A 16175-nucleotide genomic window follows, 5' to 3' on the forward strand; every position below is an offset into this window, starting at 1 on the left:
CCGTGTCAGGCCGTGACACTGAAGACGAGCGCCTGGATCTTGCCGTCCACGGGCCCAGCACCGAATTGCGCGGCGAGTGCTTGCGTGCAGAGGTCGGTGGCTTCGGACAGCGCATCGGGGCCGAACGCTTCCAGCTCGTTGCGCAGCGGCGTGCCATGACAGTAGGCAAACGCCGGCGTGCGCGCCGTATCCGCGCGGCTGCGCGCGGTCACGATGTCGCACGTGACCGGGCTTGCGAAACCGTCAAGGCGCAGATCGGCTTCAACGCGCGACGGATCGTGATAGCCATGCGGCGTGCGCGCGAGAAACGCCGGAGGGTGATTGGGAAAGTGCGCCGCCAGCGCAAGCGTCACCACGTGCGCGAACGCGTTTTCCTCGATGCGGTCCCACACGTTGAAGAGCAGCGTTCCACCCGGCTTCAACACGCGACGGGCTTCTGCAAACGCCTTCGCCCGGTCCGGAAAGAACATCGCGCCGAACTGGCAGATCACCATGTCGACGCTGGCATCGTCGACGGGCAGTTGCTGTGCGTCGGCCTGCTGCCACGTCACTGGCCGGTCTGCACCGACGGCGGCAGCCCGTTCGAGCATCGCTGGATTGAGGTCGGTCGCGACAAGGGTGCTCGCCTCGGGCAGGGCACGCGACAGTGCCCGCGTCACGACGCCCGTTCCCGCAGCAACCTCCAGCACGCGCGTGGGCGCCAATGCGGCCGAGCGCGCCGCGAGATCGGCAGCGTATGGCTCGAAGATCAGCGGAACCATCAACGTGTCGTACAGCGCCGGTATCGACCCGCTGAAGACCTTGTCGGTGCCATGTGCTTGCATCATCCACCACCTTTTCCCGAGTGACGGCCGGGCATGAGTGGTTATAGTCCAGATCGGCGCGCCCCGCACGCAGCCAAGCCGACGACATGCAACGCAAGACCGGCGCTTGCAAGACGGCTTCACCTGCCCAGGCAACATCGCGCGGGCGGCATCGTCGCGCAATGGCTCGGCATCCACGTGCCGGAGCGTATCGACCGGCTGGTGCCGTCCAACACCGCCGCGCACCTCGGGCCGACGCAGTATTTCGACAGCGCCATCGCCGGGCTGCGCAAGGCGCCCGACATGCAGGCAACGGCCGAGACCTTCCTGCGCAACTGGTTCCCCGCCTCGATGCTGGAGCTCGACGATCCCGCCGTGGAACCGTTCCGCCGCCCACTGGAGACGACCCCGCGCGAATGCATCATTGGCAGCTGGGCAGCGGCGATGCCGACCTGCGCCGCACGATCACGCTCATTCCCCACCCCACGCTTGTCATTGCGGGCCGACACGACACCGTGACGTCGGCGCGCCACGGCGAGGCACTCGCTGCGGCCATTCCGGGCGCACAGCTTCACATCCTGGACACGGTGCATCCGGCCAACGTGGAGCAGCCGAAAGCATTTGTCGAACGCGTACTGGATGTCCTGGCCGTGCATGTAGCGGCCTGACGCATCGACACGCTGCAACCAGCCCGGCTACCATAGCGGCCATCCCACCGATGTGCCGCTGCCATGTCCCGCGTCAAGAATGAAGACGAATTCGAGCTGCGCCGCGAAAGCGTGCTCGACACCGCTGCCGAGGCCTTTGCGGCCGACAGCTACCCGAGCGTGTCGATGAACCAGCTTGCTGCCGCCTGTGGCGGCTCGAAGTCGCGCCTGTATCACTACTACGAGGGCAAGGAGGCCATCCTGTTCGATCTGCTCGACCGCTACACCAAGCGGCTGGCCGATCTCGTCGAGCGCGCGGAGCGCGACGCGCGCCACGCCAGGCTCTCGGCCCGGGCTACGCTGCACCTGTTGATCCGCACGTTTCTTGCGGAATACGCGACCTCGCGCACGCGACACGTGGCCCTGCTCAATGATGTGAAGTACCTGTCGCCGGATCAGCGCGACATCGTGCTTGCGCGCGAGCGCGATGTGGTGGCGGCCGTGGGACGGCAGCTCGGTGCGGCTTACCCTGACAAGGTGGACGAGGCCAACCGCACGCCCGTCACGATGATGCTGTTCGGCATGATGAACTGGACGTTCACCTGGCTCAAACCCGACGGACCGCTCTCCTATGAGGGTTATGCCGAGATGGTGATCGACATGCTGGAGAACGGCCTTGGCCGGGGAGCCGCTCAGCGATCGTCATAGCTGACGACGACGCGCTGCGTCAGCGGCCTCGCCTGACAAGTCAGCACAAAGCCCTGCTCGATTTCCCAGTCTTCGAGCGTGAAGTTCTTTTCCATCTCGACGCGGCCTTCCAGCACCTTGGCACGGCACGTGCAACACACGCCGCCCTTGCATGCATAAGGCAAATCAAGGCCGGCGCCCAGCGCGCTGTCGAGCACCTTGGCGTCACCCGACATCGGCACCTCGTGCGATTTGCCGTCGAGCACAACGGTCAGGGCGACCTCGCCCGCCACCGCCGCGCGCTGGCGTGGCTTGACCGGACCATCGCCCACCGGCACGCCGAAGCGCTCCGCGTGCACGCGCGCACGCGGCACGCCAGCTTCAACGAGCGCCCGTTCCACGGCATCGATCATCGATGAGGGTCCGCAAATGAAAGCGGCGTCAATGTCCGCGGGCGGGATCAATGTGGCGAGGAATGCGTGCACCTTATCGGCGTCCAGCCTGCCGTTGAACAGCGTCACTTCCTGCGGCTGGCGCGACAGCACGTGATACAGCGCGAAGCGATCGAGATAACGGTCCTTGAGGTCTTCCAGCGCCTCGGCAAAGATGATGCTGTCGACACTGCGGTTGCCATAGACGAGCGTGAAGCGGCTGCCCGGCTCGGCCGCCAGCGTCGTCTTGATGAGCGACAGGATCGGTGTGATGCCGCTGCCGGCGGCAAAGGCTACGTAGTGCCGCGCGCTTTCCGCCGCCAGCGGCACAAAGAAGCGCCCGTCGGGCGGCAGCACATCGAGCGTCTGCCCCACGCGGATGCGATCGTGCAAGTGGTTGGAAAACACGCCCGCGTCGACCCGCTTGACCGCCACGCGCAGCTCGCCGTGCCGGTCGTAGTCCTGCACCGCACAGCAGATGGAATACGAGCGCCGCAGTTCATCGTGGCCCGCCAGTTGGCCGGGTGGCACGCGCAAGGTCAGGAACTGGCCCTGGGTGAAGCGATACGTGTTGCGCAGATCGTCGGGCACATCAAAGCGCACGGAGATCGTATCGGCCGTCTCGCCGCGCACTTCGGCAACACGCAGCGGGTGAAATTGCGGGGTCATGGCGCTCGCTCAGTAAGGCTTGAAGTAGTCGAATGGTTCGCGGCACGCGCGGCAGCGGTACAGCGCCTTGCATGCGGTCGAACCGAAGGCGGAGATCAGTACCGTATCGTGCGACCCGCACTGCGGGCAGGCGACCAGCTCGGCCCGCGCGGGGCGCATCAGCTGGACCGGGCGCCCGGCCTGGGCCGTCTCGCCAGCCACCGCCGCATGCGAGGGTGGCGCGATGCCGAACTCCCGCAGTTTGCGGTGGCCTTCAGCGGTGATCCAATCGGTCGTCCACGCCGGCGAAAGCACGGAGCACACGCGATACGTTCCCACGTCAGCGGCTTGCAGCGTGCGACGTACATCGTCGGCGATCTGGTCCATCGCGGGGCAGCCGGAATACGTCGGCGTGATGGTGATCACGAGCGTGCCGGCATCGTCGATCTGCACGCCGCGCAGGATACCCAGCTCGGCGATCGTCACCACGGGGATCTCCGGGTCGGTCACCGCATCCAACGCGGCGCGGGCGCGGGCAAGGCGCACCTGCGCATCGGCCGCGGTGGCGGTTGCCGCTACCACGATGCCCCCGGGAACTGACGAGCCAGCCCCTGCATCTCGGCCAGCAGGAAACCCATATGCTCGGAATGCACGCCGTGCTTTCCGGTGCTGACGTACGACCCCGGTTCCGGCCAGGCGAGCGTGGCCTCATCCAATGCACTGCGTACCGTGGCGTCCCATCCATGACGCACGTCGGCCGGGCGCACGCCGATGCCCGCCTCGACCACGGCATCCTCCACCGTATCCGTGGCGAAGAACTCATTGGTGTACGGCATCAGCCAATCCAGCGCCGCTTGTGCGCGTGCGTGAGACACCTCCGTGCCATCGCCAAAGCGGACGAGCCAGTCACGCGTGTGCGCCAGGTGGTAACGCATCTCCTTGAGCGACTTGGCCGCAATGGCAGCCAGTTCCGCATCCGCCGAGCGAGTCAACGCCTCCCACATCGGCACCATCAACGCGGCATAGAGGAAGTGGCGGACGATGGTCACGGCGTAGTCGCGCGCGGCCGCGGACGTGGCCACCATCGGCCCCGCATGCGGCAGTTCGAGCAGCGTGTAGTTTCGGAAGGCCTGCTCGGCGCGCCAGTACGCATAGTCGTCTTCGGAGCGCGGCGTGCCGGTGAGCGCGCCTTCAAGCTGCCCCGCATGCGTGTAAAGCAGTCTTGCCTGCCCGATCAGATCCAGGCTCAGATTGGACAGCGCAATGTCTTCTTCCAGCACGGGGCCGTGGCCAGTCCATTCCGCATTGCGCTGTCCGAGGATGAGCGCGTTGTCGGCCAGGCGCAGAACGTATTGCAGATGCGCGTCAGCGGTCATCACAGCGGCTCACATGTGGTTGACTTCATCCGGCAGCCGATAGAACGTCGGATGCCGGTAGATCTTGTCGGCCATCGGGTCGAAGAGCATGGCCTTGTCGTCGGGCTCGCTGGCGGTGATGGCGGCCGAGGGCACGACCCAGATCGAGACGCCCTCCTGACGGCGCGTATAAACGTCGCGCGCCATTTGCAGCGCCTGTCTGGCGTCTGCTGCATGCAGGCTGCCGCAATGTTTGTGCTCAAGGCCCTGCTTGCTGCGGATAAATACTTCCCACAGCGGCCACTCGTGTTGTTGCATGCTCAGCTCCTTCCGCTCAGGCGGCTTGTTCGAGTGCAGCGGCCCGTTCTGCCTGCTTGCGGGCATAGGCGAGCGCGGCTTCACGGACCCACTCGCCTTCTTCGTGTGCGCGCTTGCGGGTGGCCAGGCGCTCGCGATTGCATGGGCCATGGCCATCGAGCACCCGCTTGAATTCCGACCAGTCGAGCGGCGAAAAATCGTAGTGACCGCGCTGCTCATTCCACACCAGGCCAGGGTCCGGCAACGAGACGCCGAGCACGCGCGCCTGTTCGACGATGGCATCGACAAACCGCTGACGCAGATCGTCGTTGGAAATCCGCTTGATGCCCCAGGCCATGGTCTGCGCGCTGTTGGGCGACGCAGTATCGGGAGGGCCAAACATCATCAGCACCGGAAACCACCAGCGATTGACGGCGTCCTGCACCATGTCGCGCTGCGCCTGCGTGCCGCCCATCATGGTCAGCAGCGATTCAAAGCCCTGACGCTGGTGGAACGACTCCTCTTTGCAGATGCGGATCATGGCCCGCGCATAAGGCCCGTATGAACAGCGGCACAGGGGCACCTGGTTCATGATGGCCGCGCCATCGACCAGCCAGCCGATCACGCCCACGTCTGCCCACGACAGCGTCGGGTAATTGAAGATCGACGAATATTTGGCTCGCCCTTCGTGCAAGGCGTCGATCATCTCGTCGCGCGAACTGCCGAGGGTCTCGGCGGCGGAATACAGATACAGCCCGTGGCCCGCCTCGTCCTGCACCTTGGCCAGGAGGATGGCCTTGCGCTTGAGCGACGGCGCGCGGCTGATCCAATTGCCCTCGGGCAGCATGCCGACTACCTCCGAATGGGCGTGCTGCGAGATCTGCCGCAACAACGTCTTGCGGTACGGTGCGGGCATCCAGTCTTGCGGCTCGATCTTCTGATCGGCACCGATGCGGGCATCGAAGCGCGCCTGCCATTCGGCTTCGCCGAGCGGCACGTTCGCCAGCTCCTGTTCGGTGGGCAAACCGCCGGGCTGGTCCAGGCTTTGGGTGTACATACGATCCTCCGGCCGCTTGCGCGGCATGTGCACGGCGCGCCATTCGGGCCATGCGGGGGCTGGATCGATTATAAACCGTCCGACCGGTCGGTCAATAACGGGTTTCACCGCATGCCCAGGGGCGGGCATGCGGAGCGGACGGTGTCAGATTGAAGCCGGGGACGGCGCGTCGCCCTGTGCCGGTCCGTGGGCCCGGGTGCGCACGAACACGGCCGCCAGCACCGACGCAAGCACCGCGGCCCCCGCACCCAGCATGAACGCCAGGTGATAACCGCCATTGAGCGCCGTGACGGCATCGGCATTTGCGCCCGCCAGACTTTCGGTGCGTGCCGCAGCCAGGCTCGCCAGAATGGCCAGGCCCAGCGCACCGCCCATCATGAACGACGTGTTGACCACGCCTGAAGCGAGGCCCGACTCATCCGGCGCCACATCGCTCATGGCAGCCAGCAGCACCGGATTGAACGCTACGCCCGCGCCCAGGCCCAGCAGCACCATGCCCGGCAGCACGTCCAACAGGAAGCCGCCGCCGGCGGGCGCACGCGCGAACAGCGCGAGCCCGAGCGCCGCCATCAGCAACCCGATCGACAGGGGCGCGCGAATCCCGAAGCGCATCACAAGCTTGGCCGACAGCCCCAGCGAGAACACTGCCATGATGATGTTGGCCGGCAGGAACGCCAGCCCCACCTGCATGGCGCTGTAGTGCAGCACACGCTGCATGTAGAGGGCCGAGATGAAGAACCACGCAAACATCGCCGCGGCCCACAGCATGCCGACCACATTTGCCGTCGCCACATTGCGCAGCGCGAACATGCGCAGCGGCATCAGCGGATGCGGGACACGCGATTCGATGATGAGGAACGCCATCATCAGCGCGACGGCCATCGCCAGTTGGCCAAGGGTTGGCGTGGACGTCCAGCCCGCTTCGTTGCCATGCACGATGGCGTAGACCGCCAGCATCAGCGAGGCCGTGACGGTAATGGCACCCGCCACATCGAGCCTGGCGCGAGTGGCCTGCGGTTGCCCCGCCGGCAGCAGCGCCACGCAGGCGGCATAGACCGCGACGCCGATCGGCAGGTTGACCAGGAAGATCCAGTGCCAGCTCAATGCGCTGGTCAGCAACCCACCCAGCAGCACGCCGATGCTGCCGCCACCTGCGCATACGAATCCGTAGATGCCCATCGCCTTGGCGCGATCTGACGGTGAGGTAAACAGATTCATGATGAGCGACAGCGACACCGCCGATACCACCGCACCACCCAGACCCTGCACGGCACGCGCCGTGATCAGCAGCCCCTGCGCATTGGCCAGCCCGCATGCCGCAGACGCCAACGTGAACAACGTGATGCCCGCCAGGAACAGCCTGCGGTGCCCGAACAGGTCACCAAGGCGGCCACCCAGCAGCAGGAAGCCGCCGAATGTGAGCATGTAGGCGTTGACCACCCACACCAGCGACGTTTCGGTAAAGCCCAGATCCGCGCGGATGGACGGCAGCGCGACGTTCACGATGGTCGTATCCAACACGATCATCAGGACGCCCAGACAGAGCACGATGAGGGCAAGCCAGCGCCTGCGTTCGTCGATGCCGTGCATCATGAAAACACCCCTCGTTGGCGAGATGGACGAGACTGGACGGCGTCAGATGAAACGAAAGCGGCCACCTCGCGGCGGCCATTCGTTGCAACCGGGCCGGGCTTACATCGGTTTGGGCGCAATCACCATCCACATCACGCCGAATCGATCGACCACCATGCCGAAGGCGTTGGCGAAGAACGTCTCGGTCATCGGCATCGTCACCTGTCCACCATCGCCCAGCGCCTTGAACGTGCGTTCGGCATCGGCGGTGCCGGGCACCGTCACCGAGAGCCCGAAACCCTTGAAATCGGGCTTGCCGGCACACATGCCGTCGGACGCCATGACTACGGTGTCACCCACGTGAAAGGCCGCGTGCATCACCTTGTCGGCCGGCGGCACCATGCCGCCGCATTGCTCAGCCTTGGGTTCGGCCCCTGCGGGCGCCTCCTTGTAGCGCATCATCGCGTCGACCTTGGCGCCGAGCGTTTTCTTGTAGAACTCCAGCGCTTCTTCACAACGGCCTTCAAAGAACAGATACGGTTGAACTAGCATCACGACTCCTTCGGGTTCGGTCCCGGGGTGGGACGATCAGGCCGCGCGTCACGCCACGCGGTCGGGGGAATGCATCTCGCGGTCGAAACCCAGCAAGCGCGAGCCATGGCTTGCTGGCTCGGGCACGGGCATCGGCACGGAGGCCTGTTCATGCACAACCGGCCAGCGTCCGTCGCGCTTGCAAATGCACACCGTGACGCGCGTTTGCGCATCTTGGCGGGCGCCATCGCGGTAACGCGCGCAGTCGGTTTACGCTGAAGCAATAGGCGACGTCGCTGCCGACCTCAAGGTGCAATTCAACGAACCGGGAATCAGCAGACCCCTCCAGTGCATCGCACCGGTCTTGCCAGTGGCGGCGGTAGGCGTCGGCGCCCTTGACGAAGCGCGGCGGCATCACATCGAAGACAACGACATCGGAGGCGTCATGCCGCATCACCGCATCGATAGCCTTGTTGCGCGCGGCCGACGCCCATGATTCGGTCAACTCGCGCAACCGGTTCTCATCGTCCGGAGTTCTCGTGGCATGCGCCATGTCGGTCTCCTGAACGTGCTTGGTATCTCGTTCGCCAGGACCTAGTGTTATTTTGTGAACACTGTCCACAAAAGATAGCAGACATAATGGACGGCGTCCACATCAAGTTGCCGGAGCGTGCATGACCCAGGAACCCCCTCGCCCACCCGCGCGTTCGACTTATCGCCACGGCGACTTGCGGCGCGCCCTGCTGGATGCGGGCATTGAACTCGCGCGCGCGGGTGGCCCCGATGCCATCGTGCTGCGCGAAGCCACGCGGCGCGCCGGCGTGGTGCCGAATGCCGCATACCGCCACTTCGCCGGCCGGCAGGACCTGCTGCAAGCGGTAAGAGCCGCGGCCCTGGCCGCCCTGGCAAGAGCCATGGAAGCGGAGCTGAATGCGATCGACGCGACGCTGCCCGAGGACGTTCAGGCGCGCGCCTCGCTAAGGGCCATCGGCGTGGGTTATCTGCGCTTTGCGCAAATGGAGACAGGCCTGTTCCGCACTGCCTTTGCCGTGCCCGATGAAGTGGAAAACGATGTCGACCCCGACAAGGCCGGCAACAGCGGATTGAACCCGTTCCAGCTTCTGGGCGCGGCGCTGGACCGCATGACCGCTGCGGGCGTGCTGCCCGCCGAACGCAGGCCCGGCGCCGAGTACCTGGCGTGGTCTGCGGTACATGGGCTGGCCCTGCTCATCATCGATGGGCCATTGCGCGGCCGCCCACCTGAAGAGACCGGCGCCATCGCGTTACGCGTGGTGGAGATGGTCGAAAAGGGCCTGTAGTGCGCAGAACCGGGCATTGGAATATCTTGCCCGGCTGAGGCGTTTACTATCTGGGTAACCTTGTCTGGAGGACACCATGCAGACCCGATTCAGCGGATGGCTCGGCGCGTTGGCAGCCGCATTTGCGCTTGGCGCATGCGCATCGCTGGCTCCCGTGCAGACCGCGCAGAAGATGATCGGCCAGCCGGAAAGCGCCGTGCGCGCAACCTTTGGCGCGCCCACGGAAACCTACCAGCTCGCCGGCGGCACACAGCGCTGGATCTATTCCAAGCAGCCGATGGGGCATGAGGTCTACGCGGCGGATTTCGATGCCAGTGGCAAGCTCACCGGCTTTCGGCAAATGCTCACCGAGCTGGAGATCTATCAGGCACGCCCTGGCGTCTGGACCAAGCATGACGTCGCCGAGCACTTCGGCATGCCCCGTGAGCCGACGCAGTACTACCCGCTCATGAAGCGGGAGGCATGGTCATACCGGATGTACACCAGTGGCTTTCAGCAGGCGCATTTCAACGCCCTGTTCGACGACAACGGCGTGCTGGACCGGACCATGATCGTCGTCGATCCATTGGGTGGCAACGAGCACGACAGCCCGAAATGAAGCACGGCGGCGCATTGCGCGCCGCCGCCATTCGCCGTCCGGGGTAATGCGCGATCAGCCCAGCGCCGAGGCAATCGCCTGTGCGAGTTCGTTGGCTTCGAACTTGGCGACATAGCCATTGGCGCCCACACGGCGTACGTGGTCTTCATTGGCCGAGCCCGACAGCGATGAATGGATCACCACCGGGATCGATTGGAACGCCGGCTCGGACTTGATCTTGCGCGTGAGCGTAAAGCCATCCATCTCGGGCATTTCAAGGTCGGTCAGCACCAGGGCGATCTTGTCGCGCACGGTCTTGCCTTCGCGGGCGGCGTCACGCGCGATCTTCTGCAGCGTGTCCCATGCCTCCTGGCCGCTCTTGGTCATGACATAGGGTGCGCCCATCGCCTCCAGGCCGTTGGCGATCAGGGAGCGGGCAAGCCCCGAATCATCCGCCACCAGCAGTTTGGCGCCGGGCGGAATCTTGACCAGACGCTCGTCGTTGTCCGGCGCCAGATCGGCACGGCGGGTCGGGAACACGTCCACCAGGATCTGCTCGACGTCGATCACCTGCGCCAGACGCGAATTGTCGGCGTTGCCGTCCAGACGAGCCAGGCTGGTGATGTTGCTGCTGCCCACGCTCGCCTCGGCCGGAAAAATCTGGCTCCATTCCAGGCGCACGATCTCATCGACCTCTTCCACCGCAAAGCCCTGCGTGGTGCGCGCGTATTCCGTGATCAGCAGAATGTTGGCGCTGCTGTTCTTGGTGCCGATCACGCTGGCCAAATCGATCACGGGGATGATCTGACCGCGCACGTTCACCGCGCCCAGGATATGGGCGCCTGCATCCGCCACATGGGTGACGGGCGGCATGACCATGATCTCGCGCACCTTGAACACGTTGATGCCGAACATCTCGCGCTGGTTGGAGCGTGCGGATTCACCCAGGCGGAACAGCAACAGTTCGAAGCGGTTGTTGTTGGTCAGATTGGTCCGTTCATCGACTTCGTGCTGCGACATTGTCATCCCCCGTTCTTCCACACGATATGTCGCGGTAAACGGCATGTCGGCGGACAACTTGAAGGGATTTGCGAATGTGATTGCCATGCCCCTGCCCGGCCGCTGTCGCTCGAGACCCATATGGCGGACGAGGCGCCCCCGAGGCACGGCATGATCACCGAGGCGCAGCCTGACTGACACTCCGTATCGCGATGTACCGTCTTGGCGCTTTGCCGACTTTGCTTTCTCGTGGACGACGACTTGTTTGGCAACGGCTCGAAGGCACGCCGCTTCGGCTTCCACGAATACGTGGAGACGCAAGCGATGTTCATGCGCATCTTCGACGATCTGAGGCAGCGCAGAATGATTCCGGGATGACACGTCCGGATGCCTCGGCCACAAAGAACGATGGACCATTCAGGCTAGGGAGATGTCCCGACTCGGGTTTGCTCAGACACTGCCGATACAGTGAGAACGGGACGGTAGCTCATGGGTCGAGCGGTAGCGGACAACCGCTGCAGGCAGGCAGGTTCAACTCCTGTACGTCCCACCATCTGATGATTTATTGAGGATCAACAAAACTGTGCCGTTAAGCATAAAGTGGCCATTCGGACAGGTTATGGTTGTTTACCGTCCCGTTGGCGACTGATACGGCGCGACGTCGGAGCCCAGCATGTATTCGCGCACCAGCTCCCGCGCGCGATGCAACCGACTTTTGACAGCGCCCTGCGGTTCGCCAAGACGCTCGGCGATCTCGGCGATCGTTAGCTCTTCGAAATCGCGCAGCAGCACAACTTCCAGATAGTGCGCGGGCAAGGATTCCAAGGCGTTGGCCAGGTCCACTCGCAGCGCCTCGTCGCTACGCTGGACGAGCAGTTCCTCAGCGGCCTCGTCCGGCAATGGGTCGTGCTTGAACATCATGCGTTCAAGCCTGCGGCATTCGCGCTTGATGACCGTGAACAGCCAGGCAGAGAAAGCAGCAGCGGCCTTAAGACCCTTCACCTTGCGCGAGATGACGAGCAGGGACTCCTGCACGGCATCGTCGACATCGCTGGCCTGGCAATGCTTATACGCATACCGCCGGGCATCCGCCTGACAGACGGCGAGCAGACGCGAGATTGCAGCAGGATCTCCCGTCTGTGCAGCCAGAATCAAGTTGTCCCGTTCGGCCCCGCTTGTAACCATGGCTCAGTGCCCCTTGTGTAGTTTACGACCCACCATTGCACACATGGGGCAAAAGCCGAACAGGCCGGTCATGGCGAGCATGGCGCCGACAATGCCCGCACCGATTGCGAGGCTTGAACCACCCCAATTCATGACGGCATCGCCCAGACACACCAGGCCCACGATGACGCGCAGGACGCGCTCCCAGTTCGGAACGTTCTTCAGATAGAACATGGCGATTTCCTTAGTCTGCGGTTGAGGACGACCCTCGTAAGCTAAGAGGCGCCAACTGGGTGAAACGGTTCGCCGAAGATCTGGGAAACGCGTCAATGGCGGTATTTACTGCGGAGCCGCGACCATGTCGCCGTCCAGCATGAAGATGCGGTCCGTCGGGTTGGCCGCCTTGATATGCAGCGTTCCGGCGCCTTTCAGACCCTTGAAGCTGCCGGTACCCGAAACGACCTCCCAGAAACCGTTGTCGTGGATTTCGGGCTTGCCATCCTTACCAGGCAGAAAGACCGCGCGAACGGTCCACTTGATATAGGCCACATTGCCCTCGCCCTTGCTGGCGACCAGATAGCCGCTCGGGTCACCCGCAACGCCCGGGACGATATCGTGACGTCCATACTCGACGATTTGCGCGCCATCGAGCAATCCCGAGCCGGCGGCGGTGCCCTCGCGCTTGACCATCAGCACAAAATGACCGGAGCCGTCCTTGAAGTCGAGTTTGATTTGCTCTTTGGGCACCATGGTGGCCTTCACGCTCAGCGGATCTGCCATGGCCGTCCCGGCGGCGAGCATGGCGGCGCAGAGAGCGAAGGTGGCGAGCTTGCGAAATGGAACTGGAGTATTGCGCACTGGAAACCTCTTCAGATGAGTTGAGATGACTGGTTCAAAAGCGTGTGGGCACCAACTAAGAGGCTGCCACGTGCAGAAACGATTCGCAGCCCGAAAAAAATCGTGGTGCCGCGAACCCGTTTCCTGTCCCGAGCCCTCTTAGTGATCGAGGAAGCCCTCTGCCGCCTCACACCATTCACAACCAAGGAACCATCATGAAGACATCATTGAAAGTCGCCTCTCTGGCAGCCCTGACCGCTGCTACCCTGGCGTTGCCGGCTGCTGCCCAGGAAATGAAGGGCTCCGCCAAGTGCGCACCCAACACGGAAATGGCCAAATGCGGTGCAGCCAAATGTGCCGGCAAGTGCTCCCCTGGCAAGCACATGAAGAAGGGTAAGCACGGTGCCAACAAATGCGCGCCGAAATGCGCTCCCAAAGGCGCTCCCCAAAGCTGACATCCGTGACACGGGCCCGGAGGTCTACGAGCCCAGTTGGCGACGCGGCCCGCGTCGCCGGCTCGCGCATACTTGACGTCTATGCGGGGCTTGCCCAACGGGGTCAACATCTGCTGGGCAACCTATTGCACGGGCAGCCTCCCAGGCAATGGGCGCATTACCCGGAAGATGACGCCATTGACGCGAACAGCGGCTACCAGTGGTTCTATCACTCACACGCACCGGAAGACCGATCGGGCGCCGCAGAGCACGGACACATCCACGTGTTTGCGCGGCGCAACGTGTGGTCGCGCCGGTTGTACTCAAAGCGGGAACTGGCGTTCGCCGAACTATGCGGTGGTGCCAATCCTCAGGTCAGCACCAGGCACCTACTGGCCATTGGCTTCGATGCCAAGGGACTTCCCCTAAGTCTCTTCACGGTCAATAGCTGGGTAACGGGGGATTTGATGCTCAGCGCTGAAACCACGGCCGAACTGTTGGACCAGATGTCTCTCGATACGGGCAACACAGATGTCGACGCGGTCATCGTATCGTTGGTGCGCCTGTTCAGAACCGAGATCCTGGACTTACTGACGAGGCGAGATGAGGCGCTATTCGGCTTCAAAGGCAGAGACGTGCTTTCCGATGAATCGCTTGAAGTGCTGTCGGAACGGTCAATCGATGTCGATTCGAAGCTTGAACAATTGTGTGGTCCATAGCTCCATTCCACCTCGCGTAGAAAGCACATCTGGATGCCAGACCACGCGATGGCCAATGCAAGTACTGCGCCAAAGCAGTCATTAAAGAACTTGAGAAGGACTTTGCCCGAGAAGCGCGTTGAGACCATGGTCGCTATCCGAATGCCCGCGCCTGGGCCGTTGGTCTGACGTCCGTTCTCGGCTGAAAGTAGACGCCTTAGCGTTGGCCGATCAACGGCTGCTGCAGGTCGGCGCACTTGATCCGTTGGCGGCTGATTTTCGGTCAGGGCAGACTCTGCAGTGAGGCCGTTTTGCCTAAATGCTCACAAGCAATTATGTCGGCTGGCGAATAGCGAACCGCTCCACCAGACAGTCGATCAGTACACGTACCCTGTGTGATAAATGCCGCCCCGGCGGATAAATCGCATATAGGCTCCCTGCCGCCAGGCGGCAATCGGAAAGAACTGGTATCAGCGCACCCTGTGCTATCAACTCGGTTGAAATGAATGCGGGCACGGCGGCAATACCGAGCCCGGCCACGGCGGCCGTGATGACCGCCTCTCCGTTATTCGCCTTCATGCGCGTATTCGGCCGCGCGAGATAGGTCTCGCCATCTGGCGCGGTGTAATGCCAATAGGTTGACTCGGGCGCGTTGGTTGAAACCAACCCATCATGGTGATCGAGGTCCTGCGGCGTGAGCGGTGTGCCGCGTGACGCCAGGTAATCCGGCGACGCGCACGTTACGCGTCGCATATCCGTCAGCTTACGGGCGACCAGCCGCGAATCGCTGAGCGTGCCCGCACGTATTGCGATGTCGAAGCCCTCGTTGACGATGTCGACGAAGCGATCCGAGAGACTCAAATCAAGCGTCAGGCCCGGATGGAGCCTGAGAAATGCGCAGATGTGCGGCATCAGCACCAGATTCGTCAGGCTCACCGGCGCCGACATGTGAATCGTTCCGGACAGATCCGCGCTCGCATCCGTGACCGTGAGTTCCGCCTCGTCGAGTTCCGCAATGATGCGCCGCGCACGCTCGTGAAATGCCCGGCCAGCTTCCGTGACGCTCAAACCAGCGGTAGATCGCACTAGCAGGCGAGCCTTGAGACGATCCTCAAGATCATTCAGCCGCCGACTGACCGCTGACTTGACGATGCCCATCCGCTCCGCAGCCTTCGTGATGCTGCCCGCGTTAACGACCTCCACGAAGGTCATGATCTCATCCAAGCGACTCACTCGTTCTCCTTTGAAGCACATCATGTTGCCAATATGCTGGCTTCTTTCTATTTTCATGCACACCTATGATGGCACTCATCGTTAGCCAAGCCAAGGTGCTCGCCATGAATGAAATCGAACGTTTCGTGTCGCTGTTCGGTCAGCAAGTGACACTCAGCCTCAACGTACTGGAACAAATCCCCGAAGAACTCTGGACGGCCATTCCGGCCGATTCGGACACCAATTATCTCGGCCAGCGCATCAAGCGCATCAATATCGAAGCCCTGGTCGGGCACCTCATGCGGGCGGAGGATTTCTGGACAAAGACGCTAAGCCAGATTCAACCCAATGAGGAAATGGTCCCGCCTGTCGGGGTGCCTATGTTGGATCTAGCCAGCACAGGGATGCCACTGGTGAACCAATATCGCCAGGTGCTCGAGAACAACCTGAACCGGATTCGAGCCATGTCGCCCCAACAACTGTCCACGGTCTTCACCTTCATCGGCCGGACATTCACGGTGCAAGGTTTTTTGTGGGCCATCTATGCGCACCACAGCTACCACTTTGGCCAGATCGATTTGCTGCTGCGGCAGCAGTCGTACTTGCCACCCGAGTTTCTAGAACTGCCGAACCGCGACCAACTCATCGCATAGCCCGCTGGCTCGATCGTCAGCAGCGCTGTTTCATCGCCCCGCCAGTGGTCATGGCATGAGCGCGCTGGAAGTTGCATCGCAAGGTGGGCAAACTGACCATCAAGTACGGCCCTCGGGAGAGCCGGGGCACGGATCGTATGTCGATGGTCTCCCGCGTCAAGGACCCTGCCATGCTTCAGCGCGGGATCGTTCGGCGACAAGCTTGATCTCGTTGCTGAACAGGTCAACGGCACGCTCACTGCCGTCAAGATGCG

General features: G+C 63.1%; 22 protein-coding genes and 1 tRNA gene. 9 read left to right on the forward strand and 14 right to left on the reverse strand.

Annotated features, from left to right (window positions below; genetic code table 11):
• Positions 1 to 5: 5 nt before the first annotated feature.
• Positions 6 to 824 (reverse strand): class I SAM-dependent methyltransferase, encoded by an 819-nt coding sequence (locus R2N03_RS07485; RefSeq protein ID WP_012430525.1) that lies wholly within the window; start codon positions 822 to 824, stop codon positions 6 to 8.
• 33 nt (positions 825 to 857) lie between these two features.
• On the opposite strand from R2N03_RS07485, the gene R2N03_RS07490 reads away from it, so the two are divergent.
• The 3 genes from R2N03_RS07490 (at position 858) to R2N03_RS07500 (ending at position 2158) form a co-directional block, all read left to right on the forward strand.
• Positions 858 to 1322, forward strand: coding sequence for a hypothetical protein (locus R2N03_RS07490; protein ID WP_316656976.1), 465 nt, complete (start codon positions 858 to 860; stop codon positions 1320 to 1322).
• The gene (locus R2N03_RS07495; RefSeq protein ID WP_316656978.1) at positions 1319 to 1471 is read left to right on the forward strand and encodes an alpha/beta fold hydrolase family protein; all 153 of its coding nucleotides are present in this window, start codon (positions 1319 to 1321) and stop codon (positions 1469 to 1471) included. The genes R2N03_RS07490 and R2N03_RS07495 overlap by 4 nt, the downstream gene beginning before the upstream one ends.
• Before the next feature lie 63 nt (positions 1472 to 1534).
• Positions 1535 to 2158, forward strand: coding sequence for a TetR/AcrR family transcriptional regulator (locus tag R2N03_RS07500; RefSeq protein ID WP_316656981.1), 624 nt, complete (start codon positions 1535 to 1537; stop codon positions 2156 to 2158).
• Here the strand turns inward: R2N03_RS07500 and paaE are convergent.
• The 8 genes from paaE to R2N03_RS07540 form a co-directional block, all read right to left on the reverse strand.
• Complete coding sequence (gene paaE / locus R2N03_RS07505; RefSeq protein ID WP_316656983.1) at positions 2143 to 3237, reverse strand: 1,2-phenylacetyl-CoA epoxidase subunit PaaE; 1095 nt, start codon at positions 3235 to 3237, stop codon at positions 2143 to 2145. The genes R2N03_RS07500 and paaE overlap by 16 nt on opposite strands.
• Before the next feature lie 9 nt (positions 3238 to 3246).
• Positions 3247 to 3798 carry a 1,2-phenylacetyl-CoA epoxidase subunit PaaD gene (gene paaD / locus R2N03_RS07510; RefSeq protein ID WP_316656986.1) on the reverse strand — a complete coding sequence of 184 codons (552 nt, stop codon included), beginning with the start codon at positions 3796 to 3798 and terminating at the stop codon, positions 3247 to 3249.
• Entirely contained in the window at positions 3792 to 4592 is an 801-nt protein-coding gene (gene paaC / locus R2N03_RS07515) for a 1,2-phenylacetyl-CoA epoxidase subunit PaaC (RefSeq protein ID WP_012430529.1), read from the reverse strand. Before paaC ends, paaD begins: the two co-directional genes overlap by 7 nt.
• 9 nt (positions 4593 to 4601) lie before the next feature.
• Positions 4602 to 4889: a 1,2-phenylacetyl-CoA epoxidase subunit PaaB gene (gene paaB, locus R2N03_RS07520; RefSeq protein ID WP_012430530.1), complete on the reverse strand. Its 288-nt coding sequence runs from the start codon at positions 4887 to 4889 to the stop codon at positions 4602 to 4604.
• Positions 4890 to 4905: 16 nt separating this feature from the next.
• Positions 4906 to 5925 (reverse strand): 1,2-phenylacetyl-CoA epoxidase subunit PaaA, encoded by a 1020-nt coding sequence (gene paaA / locus R2N03_RS07525; protein WP_316656991.1) that lies wholly within the window; start codon positions 5923 to 5925, stop codon positions 4906 to 4908.
• A gap of 144 nt (positions 5926 to 6069) precedes the next feature.
• Positions 6070 to 7518 carry a DHA2 family efflux MFS transporter permease subunit gene (locus tag R2N03_RS07530; RefSeq protein WP_316656993.1) on the reverse strand — a complete coding sequence of 483 codons (1449 nt, stop codon included), beginning with the start codon at positions 7516 to 7518 and terminating at the stop codon, positions 6070 to 6072.
• A gap of 99 nt (positions 7519 to 7617) precedes the next feature.
• Positions 7618 to 8049 carry a VOC family protein gene (locus tag R2N03_RS07535; protein ID WP_012430533.1) on the reverse strand — a complete coding sequence of 144 codons (432 nt, stop codon included), beginning with the start codon at positions 8047 to 8049 and terminating at the stop codon, positions 7618 to 7620.
• A gap of 148 nt (positions 8050 to 8197) precedes the next feature.
• Positions 8198 to 8581, reverse strand: a complete 384-nt coding sequence (locus tag R2N03_RS07540; protein WP_012430534.1) for a YybH family protein — start codon at positions 8579 to 8581, stop codon at positions 8198 to 8200.
• A 121-nt stretch (positions 8582 to 8702) separates the two neighbouring features.
• Here R2N03_RS07540 and R2N03_RS07545 point away from each other — a divergent pair, with 121 nt between their 5' ends.
• The gene (locus R2N03_RS07545) at positions 8703 to 9347 is read left to right on the forward strand and encodes a TetR/AcrR family transcriptional regulator (protein WP_316656997.1); all 645 of its coding nucleotides are present in this window, start codon (positions 8703 to 8705) and stop codon (positions 9345 to 9347) included.
• A gap of 76 nt (positions 9348 to 9423) precedes the next feature.
• On the forward strand, positions 9424 to 9945 hold the full coding sequence (locus R2N03_RS07550) for a hypothetical protein (RefSeq protein WP_012430536.1): 522 nt from the start codon (positions 9424 to 9426) through the stop codon (positions 9943 to 9945).
• A gap of 54 nt (positions 9946 to 9999) precedes the next feature.
• On the opposite strand, the gene R2N03_RS07555 is transcribed toward R2N03_RS07550, so the two are convergent.
• Positions 10000 to 10950: a chemotaxis protein gene (locus R2N03_RS07555; protein WP_012430537.1), complete on the reverse strand. Its 951-nt coding sequence runs from the start codon at positions 10948 to 10950 to the stop codon at positions 10000 to 10002.
• 449 nt (positions 10951 to 11399) lie between these two features.
• On the opposite strand from R2N03_RS07555, the gene R2N03_RS07560 reads away from it, so the two are divergent.
• Positions 11400 to 11476 (forward strand) — tRNA-OTHER (locus R2N03_RS07560).
• Positions 11477 to 11550: 74 nt separating this feature from the next.
• Here R2N03_RS07560 and R2N03_RS07565 read toward each other — a convergent pair.
• From R2N03_RS07565 to R2N03_RS07575, 3 genes are all read right to left on the reverse strand, one after another.
• Positions 11551 to 12108, reverse strand: a complete 558-nt coding sequence (locus R2N03_RS07565; protein ID WP_316657000.1) for an RNA polymerase sigma factor — start codon at positions 12106 to 12108, stop codon at positions 11551 to 11553.
• 3 nt (positions 12109 to 12111) lie between these two features.
• On the reverse strand, positions 12112 to 12321 hold the full coding sequence (locus R2N03_RS07570) for a YgaP family membrane protein (RefSeq protein WP_316657002.1): 210 nt from the start codon (positions 12319 to 12321) through the stop codon (positions 12112 to 12114).
• A gap of 105 nt (positions 12322 to 12426) precedes the next feature.
• Positions 12427 to 12867 (reverse strand): hypothetical protein, encoded by a 441-nt coding sequence (locus R2N03_RS07575; RefSeq protein WP_012430560.1) that lies wholly within the window; start codon positions 12865 to 12867, stop codon positions 12427 to 12429.
• 272 nt (positions 12868 to 13139) lie between these two features.
• Here R2N03_RS07575 and R2N03_RS07580 point away from each other — a divergent pair, with 272 nt between their 5' ends.
• Both R2N03_RS07580 and R2N03_RS07585 read left to right on the forward strand, forming a co-directional pair.
• On the forward strand, positions 13140 to 13379 hold the full coding sequence (locus tag R2N03_RS07580; RefSeq protein ID WP_012430563.1) for a hypothetical protein: 240 nt from the start codon (positions 13140 to 13142) through the stop codon (positions 13377 to 13379).
• Between the two features lie 5 nt (positions 13380 to 13384).
• The gene (locus R2N03_RS07585) at positions 13385 to 14077 is read left to right on the forward strand and encodes a DUF6969 family protein (protein WP_316657005.1); all 693 of its coding nucleotides are present in this window, start codon (positions 13385 to 13387) and stop codon (positions 14075 to 14077) included.
• A 312-nt stretch (positions 14078 to 14389) separates the two neighbouring features.
• Here R2N03_RS07585 and R2N03_RS07590 read toward each other — a convergent pair whose 3' ends face one another.
• A complete protein-coding gene (locus R2N03_RS07590; RefSeq protein ID WP_316657009.1) occupies positions 14390 to 15268 on the reverse strand; it encodes a LysR family transcriptional regulator in 879 nt (292 codons plus the stop codon).
• Between the two features lie 86 nt (positions 15269 to 15354).
• Here R2N03_RS07590 and R2N03_RS07595 point away from each other — a divergent pair, with 86 nt between their 5' ends.
• Positions 15355 to 15921 carry a DinB family protein gene (locus tag R2N03_RS07595; protein ID WP_316657012.1) on the forward strand — a complete coding sequence of 189 codons (567 nt, stop codon included), beginning with the start codon at positions 15355 to 15357 and terminating at the stop codon, positions 15919 to 15921.
• The last annotated feature ends 254 nt before the right edge of the window (positions 15922 to 16175 follow it).

Source organism: Ralstonia condita, from assembly GCF_958405655.1.
GTDB classification, from domain to species: Bacteria; Pseudomonadota; Gammaproteobacteria; order Burkholderiales; family Burkholderiaceae; genus Ralstonia; species Ralstonia condita.